The 8,246-nt window shown below is 66.3% G+C and carries 10 protein-coding genes; 9 read left to right on the top strand and 1 reads right to left on the bottom strand.

What is annotated here, in order from left to right; all coding sequences use genetic code 11:
• Positions 1 to 513: 513 nt before the first annotated feature.
• The 9 genes from rpmH to AT701_RS33865 all read left to right on the top strand — a co-directional run bounded on the left by rpmH (position 514) and on the right by AT701_RS33865 (position 6,950).
• A complete protein-coding gene (rpmH, locus tag AT701_RS33905; protein ID WP_003898363.1) occupies positions 514 to 657 on the top strand; it encodes a 50S ribosomal protein L34 in 144 nt (47 codons plus the stop codon).
• 31 nt (positions 658 to 688) lie between these two features.
• A complete protein-coding gene (gene rnpA, locus AT701_RS33900; RefSeq protein WP_058127472.1) occupies positions 689 to 1,072 on the top strand; it encodes a ribonuclease P protein component in 384 nt (127 codons plus the stop codon).
• A complete protein-coding gene (yidD, locus tag AT701_RS33895) occupies positions 1,069 to 1,416 on the top strand; it encodes a membrane protein insertion efficiency factor YidD (RefSeq protein WP_011731645.1) in 348 nt (115 codons plus the stop codon). Before rnpA ends, yidD begins: the two co-directional genes overlap by 4 nt.
• The gene (yidC, locus tag AT701_RS33890; protein WP_036454144.1) at positions 1,409 to 2,512 is read left to right on the top strand and encodes a membrane protein insertase YidC; all 1,104 of its coding nucleotides are present in this window, start codon (positions 1,409 to 1,411) and stop codon (positions 2,510 to 2,512) included. The genes yidD and yidC overlap by 8 nt, the downstream gene beginning before the upstream one ends.
• A 35-nt stretch (positions 2,513 to 2,547) precedes the next feature.
• Positions 2,548 to 3,099, top strand: coding sequence for a Jag family protein (locus AT701_RS33885; protein WP_003898359.1), 552 nt, complete (start codon positions 2,548 to 2,550; stop codon positions 3,097 to 3,099).
• A 54-nt stretch (positions 3,100 to 3,153) separates the two neighbouring features.
• A complete protein-coding gene (gene rsmG, locus AT701_RS33880) occupies positions 3,154 to 3,870 on the top strand; it encodes a 16S rRNA (guanine(527)-N(7))-methyltransferase RsmG (protein ID WP_058127471.1) in 717 nt (238 codons plus the stop codon).
• 2 nt (positions 3,871 to 3,872) lie between these two features.
• Positions 3,873 to 4,844 (top strand): chromosome partitioning ATPase ParA, encoded by a 972-nt coding sequence (gene parA, locus AT701_RS33875; RefSeq protein ID WP_036454978.1) that lies wholly within the window; start codon positions 3,873 to 3,875, stop codon positions 4,842 to 4,844.
• A 59-nt stretch (positions 4,845 to 4,903) separates the two neighbouring features.
• On the top strand, positions 4,904 to 5,959 hold the full coding sequence (locus AT701_RS33870) for a ParB/RepB/Spo0J family partition protein (RefSeq protein WP_058127470.1): 1,056 nt from the start codon (positions 4,904 to 4,906) through the stop codon (positions 5,957 to 5,959).
• A gap of 238 nt (positions 5,960 to 6,197) precedes the next feature.
• The gene (locus AT701_RS33865; protein WP_011731640.1) at positions 6,198 to 6,950 is read left to right on the top strand and encodes a hypothetical protein; all 753 of its coding nucleotides are present in this window, start codon (positions 6,198 to 6,200) and stop codon (positions 6,948 to 6,950) included.
• Between the two features lie 45 nt (positions 6,951 to 6,995).
• Here the strand turns inward: AT701_RS33865 and AT701_RS33860 are convergent, their stop codons facing one another.
• Complete coding sequence (locus tag AT701_RS33860; RefSeq protein WP_003898354.1) at positions 6,996 to 8,186, bottom strand: N-acetylmuramoyl-L-alanine amidase; 1,191 nt, start codon at positions 8,184 to 8,186, stop codon at positions 6,996 to 6,998.
• Positions 8,187 to 8,246: the final 60 nt, after the last annotated feature.

Here is an 8,246-nt window from a genome sequence, read left to right as displayed (position 1 = left end):
GGACGATTACCCCCTTTGAGGCGCTGGGGTCGACCCATGGACGACCAAAAGAACGATGGCGATCTGTCCACATATTTATCCACAGCTTGTGGAGAAAGGACAGCCGTCGTCGCTCTCTTGTGTGTAGTGAGGGGGTGTCAGCTCGAATTCGCCCCGTGCTGAGCGGTGGGCGGCTCTGCGACGTCCTCGTTTCATTGTCGGTGGCCGTCCGAAAGCAGAACGGCATTGCCAGAAGCTAACAGTTTTCTGACCGAGTGCCAACAGTTCTGCAACACTCTGGGCAGCATCCAATCAAGCGGTTGGAGCAGGTTTGACCCAGGCAAATCTCGTCAGTACCCTCGAGCAGTCGCCCGCACGTGGCGATACGGCTGCGCCCGGGTCCGCCCGGAGACCGCGCCGGTTAGTAAAGCACGACCGACGAAGCTTAACGAGCTTAGTGACGGTGGGCGCGTCTGATCGACACGACAGTGTCGAGCGGCCGCGGTCGCCATACGAATACAAGGAGAGATTGCCGTGGCCAAGGGCAAGCGGACCTTCCAGCCCAACAACCGCCGCCGTGCGCGTGTTCACGGGTTCCGGCTGCGGATGCGCACCCGCGCCGGCCGCGCGATCGTTGCCAACCGGCGTAGCAAGGGCCGTCGCGCGCTCACTGCGTGATCCTGCGCCGGCACAGGCAGGATCCAGCGCGGTGCTTCCGGCTCGAAACCGGATGAGGCGGTCCGCGGAGTTCAGTGTCACCGTCAGTCGCGGCGTGCGTGCCGCGCAACCCGATGTCGTCGTACACGCGTTGCGCCTTGAAAGCAACGCAGGCAATGCCGGCGATGACGGCGACGCGAACGGGCCGCGGATCGGTCTGATCGTGTCCAAAGCCGTCGGCAACGCGGTGGAGCGTCACCGCGTGTCCCGCCGTCTGCGGCACGTCGCCAAAACGTTCGTATCCGGTCTTGACCCTGCCGATCTCATCGTGATCCGGGCCAGGCCGAGCAGTCGTGACGCCACGTCGTCCCGTTTGGAACGACAGTTGGGTCAAGCGCTCGAGCGGGTGAGCTCGAAGCGCAGGGCGTCCCCATGAGACGCCGTATCGGCGTGCGGGCAGTCCGCGCGGTGATCTACGTGATCCAGCTGTACCGCCACACCATCTCCCCTCTGCGGCTTCCCACATGCCGGTTCATGCCCACCTGTAGTCAGTACGCCGTCGATGCGCTGACCGAATACGGGTTGATCCGCGGAACCTGGCTGGCCACCGTCCGGCTCCTCAAATGCGGTCCGTGGCATCAGGGAGGATGGGACCCGATACCGGAGCGCTGCGCTCACGAGACCGAGACCGTCGCCGGAGTCTCCGCGGAGACAGCAGCCGCCGAAAACCCAGTCTGGGAAACCCCAGCGAAGCGAGGGGAGAGCAAGTCGCGTGTTTAACTTCTTCAGCTTGGACATCATTTATTACCCGGTGTCGGCGATCATGTGGGTCTGGTACAAGGCGTTCTCGTTCCTGCTGGGCCCCACCAATTTCTTCGCCTGGGCGCTGTCGGTGATGTTCCTGGTGTTCACGCTGCGCGCCATCCTGTACAAGCCGTTCGTCAAGCAGATCCGTACGACGCGCCAGATGCAGGAGCTGCAGCCGCAGATCAAGGCGTTGCAGAAGAAGTACGGCAAGGACCGCCAGCGCATGGCGCTGGAGATGCAGAAGCTGCAGAAGGAACACGGGTTCAACCCGATCCTCGGGTGTCTGCCGATGCTCGCGCAGGTGCCCGTGTTCCTGGGCCTCTACCACGTGCTGATGTCCTTCAACCGGACGCAGACCGGCATCGGCCGGCTGGGCCTTTCGGTCGAGGAGAACCGGTCGCTGGGCAACTACGTCTTCAGCGCGACCGACGTACAGCACTTCCTCGACGCGAACCTGTTCGGCGCCCCGCTGGGCGCGACGATGATCCAGCAGCACGGCCTCGAGGCGTTCACCGAATTCAACCGCCTGGCCGTCATCGTGGTCGGTGTGCCGATCATGATCCTCGCCGGCATCGCGACTCACTTCAACAGCCGGGCCTCGGTCGCGCGCCAGAGTGTGGAAGCCGCGGCCAACCCGCAGACCGCGATGATGAACAAGCTCGCGCTCTACGTGTTCCCGCTCGGCGTCGTCGTCGGTGGTCCGTTCCTTCCGCTCGCCGTGATCATGTACTGGCTCGCGAACAACATCTGGACCTACGGTCAGCAGCACTACGTGTTCGGAAAGATCGAGAAGGAAGAAGAAGCCAAGAAGGCCGAGATGCTGGAGCGCCGCGCGGCCAACGCACCTGCGCCGGGCGCCAAGCCGAATCGGGCGAAGAAGGCTCAGCCCGGGGGTCAGGCCGGTACCGAAGGTGAGGCCGGCTCCGCCACCGAACTGACCGGAGAGTCGTCGGGGACGAGTGAGCCGACCACGGATTCGGGCGCGACGGGCGCGTCGGGTACGTCGGGTACAACGCCGACGAACCGGACGCCCAAGCCGGGAGCGCGCCCCAAGAAGCGGAAACGATGACCAGTTCCGACTGGCACGAGTAGGGAGAGACGGATATGACAGACGCACAGACGACTGACCCCGGCGCCGACCAGGACGACAAGGTCGAGACGACGGCGCCTGCGGTGGGCGCCGAGGACGATCTCGAAGAGCGCTTGGTCGCCGAGGGCGAGATCGCCGGCGACTACCTCGAGGAGCTGTTGGACCTCCTGGACTTCGACGGGGACATCGACCTCGATGTCGAGGGCGACCGCGCGGTCGTCAGCATCGACGGGGGCAACGATCTGAGCAAGCTGGTCGGGCGCAAGGGTGAGGTGCTCGACGCGCTGCAGGAACTGACGCGGCTGGCGGTGCACCAGAAGACCGGTGAGCGCAGCCGCCTGATGCTCGACATCGCGCGCTGGCGCCGCCGTCGTCGCGACGAGCTCGCGGCGCTCGGTGAGAAGGTGGCCCGCCGGGTCCTGGAGACCGGCCAGCGAGAGGAACTCGCGCCGATGACTCCGTTCGAGCGCAAGATCGTCCACGACGCCGTGGCGGCCATCGACGGCGTCCGCAGCGAGAGTGAAGGGGTCGAGCCCTCTCGCCGCGTTGTCATCCTGCTCGGCTAGTTACATCGGTGTAGTTCAGATGCGGCCTCTGGGTTGGCCGCGGGAGTGCGGAGGATGTTTCACGTGAAACATGGATCCGTTCCTGCGACCCCAGAGGCCGCTTCTCTTGTATTCGGCGACCGGCTTGAGGCGGCGGAACTGTACGCCAGGATCCTCGCCGGCGCCGGGGTCGAGTGGGGACTCCTCGGCCCGCGCGAAGTCGACCGGGTGTGGGAGCGGCACATCCTCAACAGCGCGGCTCTCGGTGAACTCATGGAGCCGGGGGAGCGCGTCGCCGACATCGGTAGTGGGGCCGGACTCCCCGGGATACCGTTGGCGCTGGCGCGTCCCGACATCCACGTGACACTGATCGAGCCCCTCCTCCGGAGAAGCGAGTTCCTCCGCGAGACGGTGACCGAGCTCGGCCTCGACGTGACGGTGGTCCGTGGACGTGCCGAGGATCGAGGGGTACGCGACCGGGTGGGGGAGATGGATGTGGTGACGTCGCGCGCGGTCGCCTCATTGGACAAGCTGACACGGTGGAGCGTGCCGTTCCTTCGGGACGGAGGCCGGATGCTCCCGATCAAAGGCGAGCGTGCCGAAGTCGAGATCGAGGAACACCGGCGTGTGATGGAGTCACTCGGAGCGGTGGATGCCAGGGTGGTGAGATGTGGCGCGAACTATTTGAGCCCGCCCGTAACCGTCGTCGACGCACGGCGGCGGGCGGCCAAACCGGGACGGAACAAGTCGGGTCGGACGGCGCGGTCCCGGGGAAGAACGGGCAGGAGATGAGCATGGGTTCGGGTCAGAGCAAAGGACAGGGCGTGGTGCAGAAGCCGAATGTTTCACGTGAAACGTGGGACAGCGCGACCTCGACATGGGTGACCGACGCGGCCATGGATACGCCGATCGCCGCGGAGGCCGAACAGGCCACACGTGTCCTCCACAGCTCCGCACGCCGCCAGTTGCCGCGTCCCGAGCGCCAGCGCGTCTTCACGATCGCCAACCAGAAGGGCGGCGTCGGCAAGACGACGACGGCGGTCAACGTCGCCGCGGCGCTCGCACTGCAGGGGCTGCGAACGCTCGTCATCGATCTCGACCCCCAGGGCAACGCGAGCACCGCGTTGAGCATCGAGCACCGGCCCGGCACTCCGTCATCGTACGAAGTCCTCATCGGTGAGATCCCCGTCGAGGAAGCACTCCAGCAGAGTCCGCACAACGAGCGGCTGTACTGCATCCCGGCGACCATCGACCTCGCCGGCGCCGAGATCGAATTGGTCAGCATGGTGGCTCGCGAGGGCCGGCTCCGCACCGCGCTCGCGGAGTTGAAGAACCACAACTTCGACTACGTGTTCATCGACTGCCCGCCGTCACTCGGACTGCTCACCATCAACGCGCTCGTCGCGGCACCCGAGGTGCTGATCCCGATCCAGTGCGAGTACTACGCACTCGAAGGCGTGGGTCAGCTTCTGCGCAACATCGAGATGGTCAAGGCGCACCTCAACCCCGAGTTGTCGGTGTCGACCGTCATCCTCACGATGTACGACGGCCGCACCAAGCTCGCGGACCAGGTGGCCGAGGACGTCCGGGAGCACTTCGGGGACAAGGTGCTGCGCACCGTCATCCCTCGCAGTGTGAAGGTCTCGGAGGCACCCGGTTACGGGATGACGATCCTCAATTACGACCCGGGTTCACGTGGAGCACTGAGCTATCTCGACGCGAGCCGGGAGATCGCCGAGCGTGGGGCGCCGCCGCGCCAGCAGTAGTGCAGCATGATCAGTAGGCGTACAGCGGGAGCGGATGCAGTGATGAGCAGGAGACGAGCATGAATCAGCCGGCACGCAAGCGCAGTGGACTCGGTAGGGGACTGGCGGCGCTCATCCCCACCGGACCGGTCGACGGGGCACCCGATGGGTTGAGCCCGAAAATCGGTGCCACGGCGGCCGACGTCCTCATGGGTGGGGCACCGTCGGCACCGACTCCGCCTGCGGGTACGGATGCTCCTGCGGCACCGCCCGAGGACGGTGCCGCAGGTGACTCCGCGGTGCAGCCCCTCGACCGCGACGAGGTCGGTGCGACGTACCGCGAGATCGCCCCGACGGCCATCGAACCGAACCCGCGTCAGCCCCGCCAGGTGTTCGACGACGAGGCGCTGAGCGAACTCGTGCACTCGATCCGCGAGTTCGGTCTCATGCAGCCGATCGTCGTGCGCGAGGTCGAACCCAAGGGTGACATCCGCTATCAGATCGTCATGGGGGAGCGGCGCTGGCGCGCGGCTCAACAGGCCGGCCTCACCGCAATCCCGGCGATCGTGCGCGAGACCGCCGACGACGGCATGCTGCGCGACGCACTGCTCGAGAACATCCACCGCGTCCAGTTGAACCCACTCGAAGAGGCGTCGGCCTATCAGCAGCTGCTCGACGAGTTCGGCGTCACCCACGACGAACTCGCGGCGCGCATCGGTCGCTCCCGGCCGCTCATCTCGAACATGATCCGGCTGCTGCGTCTGCCCATCGCGGTGCAGCGGCGTGTCGCGGCGGGTGTACTTTCGGCCGGCCACGCGCGGGCGCTCCTCGCGCTCGAGGGCGGACCGGAGGCCCAGGAGGAACTCGCGGCGCGCATCGTCGCCGAAGGGCTGTCGGTCCGGGCCACGGAAGAAGCCGTGACGCTCGCGAACCGTGAAGGCAAGACCACGCCTGCCCCGCGCCGTAAGCCGATCCAGATGCCGGGTCTCCAGGACGTTGCCGAGCGGCTCTCGACGGCGTTCGACACGCGCGTCACCGTGAGCCTCGGCAAACGCAAGGGCAAGATCGTCGTCGAGTTCGGGTCGGTGGACGATCTGCAGCGCATCGTCGAGCTGATGAGCGCCCAGAAAGAGTAAAAGTCGGTGTCAGCGGACGACCAACCACACGCGCTCGTTTTGTCACTGTGACAGTTCGCCGGTTCGGGCCTTGTGAACGCACCGGCATTCGAAGTAAAGCTTTTGTGTATCAACGGTTTTCGGGTAGGAGGTGGTCTCGGATGAGATTTTCGGCCGGGACTGGGCCGCGGGCCGCGCACTCTCCTATCCTTGAGGGGCAGCCACGCACCTCCAGCCCGCGTGAAGTCCGGAGAGTTCAGTGTCGACACGAATAACGCCGCTTCGGCTCGAGGGGTTCGAGCAGCTGCCCAAGCATGCGCGCCGGTGCGTGTTCTGGGAGGTCGATCCGTCCACCGTCGCGGGGGAGGATCATCTCGCCGATCCGGAGTTCGAGAAGGAAGCATGGCTGTCGATGGTCATGCTCGAGTGGGGATCGTGCGGTCAGCTCGCGGTGCAGGCTCCGCGCGGCCGTGATCTCGAGGACGACCTCGACGCCGTGATCACCGGTGACGAGCCGTGCCTGGGTTACGCGTTCTATGCGCCGCCCGCGTCGGTGCCGCGTGCCCGGCTGTTCCCGACCGCGCCCGTGAGCGCCGACGCGATCCTGCTGACGACGGTCGGCGTCGACTCGGCCGAATGCGCCGAGGACATGTCGGCCGGCCTGCTGTCGGCGGTGATCACCGATCTGGTGCGCCGCGGTGTACGTGCGCTCGAGGCATTCGCGTACACGCCCGCGCTCACCGAACTCGACGACCTCGCGGCGCTGCCGCCTGAACTCGCGCCGGTAGTGAAGGTGTTGGGGGACTGCACGGTCGGGCAGTGCATGCTCGACGCGGGATTCCTCACCGATGTCGGCTTCACGGTCGTCGCCCCGCATCCGTACTTCCCGAGGCTGCGGCTCGAGCTCGACAAGGGCCTGGGCTGGAAGGCCGAGGTCGAGGCCGCTCTGGAGCGTCTGCTGGAAAGCGCCCGCCTGGAGGCACCGGTGGGCGCAGGTTCGTGCTTCCCGTGAGCTGAATCAGAAAAGGTTGCGGTTCAGGGGGTTACGCGGAAGGGCTCAGGCGCCGCGGCCGGCCTGCTCGACCGACAACTCGTGTGCGAGCAGTTCGGCGAACGTGAAAGTGCCTGTGGGGCGGTCGTTCTTGCCCAGCAGGTACAGACGCTTCACGGCCGCGAGAACACCTTCGGCGATGGCGTCACGGGTCTGTGGGGACACCAGCAGACCACGGTCACCGGGATTGGTGATGTAGCCGATGTCGACCTGCACGGTGGGCATCCGCGTCAGGCGCAGCAGATCCCACGTGCGGCCGTGTGTGCGGCAGTCACGTAAACCGGTGCGCGCCACCACTTCACGCTGGATGAAGTCGGCCAGGTTGCGTCCGATCGTGGACACCGAGCCGTGTGAGTTGCCGAAATAGAACGACGCGACGCCATTGGCAGCGGGGCTGGGCTGGGTCGCGCAGCGCAGGCTGATCATCAGATCGGCGCCGACGCCGTTGGCGGTCTGGGCGCGCTCGGCATCGGAGGGGCTGCGGTTCGGCGGGCGCGACAACACGGTGTCCATGCCGATCGCGGTCATGCGGCCCTCGAGCCGGCTCGCGAGGTCCCACAGGATGTCGGCCTCACTGATGGGCCCGTGGGGCCCCTGCATGATCAGGCCGTGGTCGGAGCCGCCGCGGCCCGGATCGATGATGACCCGCTTACCCGACAGGCGCGGACCGGACCGGCGCACGAGTTCCTCTTCGCGGATCGCGTGCGGCGACCCGCCGGTGACGCGTGAGCCGAGGAAGTACAGCGAGCGCAGGGTCTCCGGGCCGCAGATCCCGTCGGGATACAACCCGTACTCACGCTGATACGACATGAGCGCGTTGTGGGTCTGCAGGCCGAAGTACCCGTCGACCAGGCCGGTGTAGAAGCCGAGGTCCTGCAACCGCGCCTGCAGCGTCGCCACGTCGTCGCCGTACATCGGGGCACCGAACTGGTGCGACAGGATGCGTGCGCCGAGTCGGTACGACGCCTCGCGCAGGGCGCGGTAGGTCGCCTCGCCGACGATTCCGTCGACCAGGAGACCACGGTGCTGCTGAAACGCGCGGACAGCATGGTCGAGTTCGTCATCGAACACATCGAGCGCCACGTGGCGGCCCGTGCTCAGGTCAGTGTCGGGGTTCTCGATGAGCCCGAGCGCTGCCAGTGCTGCCCGAATCTCGGTGACCGCACCGCCGCGATCACCGCGACGCAGACTCGACATACGGGGCCCCTCCAGGCTGGTTGACGGCAATCTGCCGGACTAGCTAGGCAGCATTGTCTC

Source organism: Mycolicibacterium smegmatis (genome assembly GCF_001457595.1).
Lineage (GTDB): Bacteria > Actinomycetota > Actinomycetes > Mycobacteriales > Mycobacteriaceae > Mycobacterium > Mycobacterium smegmatis.
Note: the sequence above shows the minus strand (reverse complement) of the source record. Positions and strands in the feature narration are given on the sequence as shown.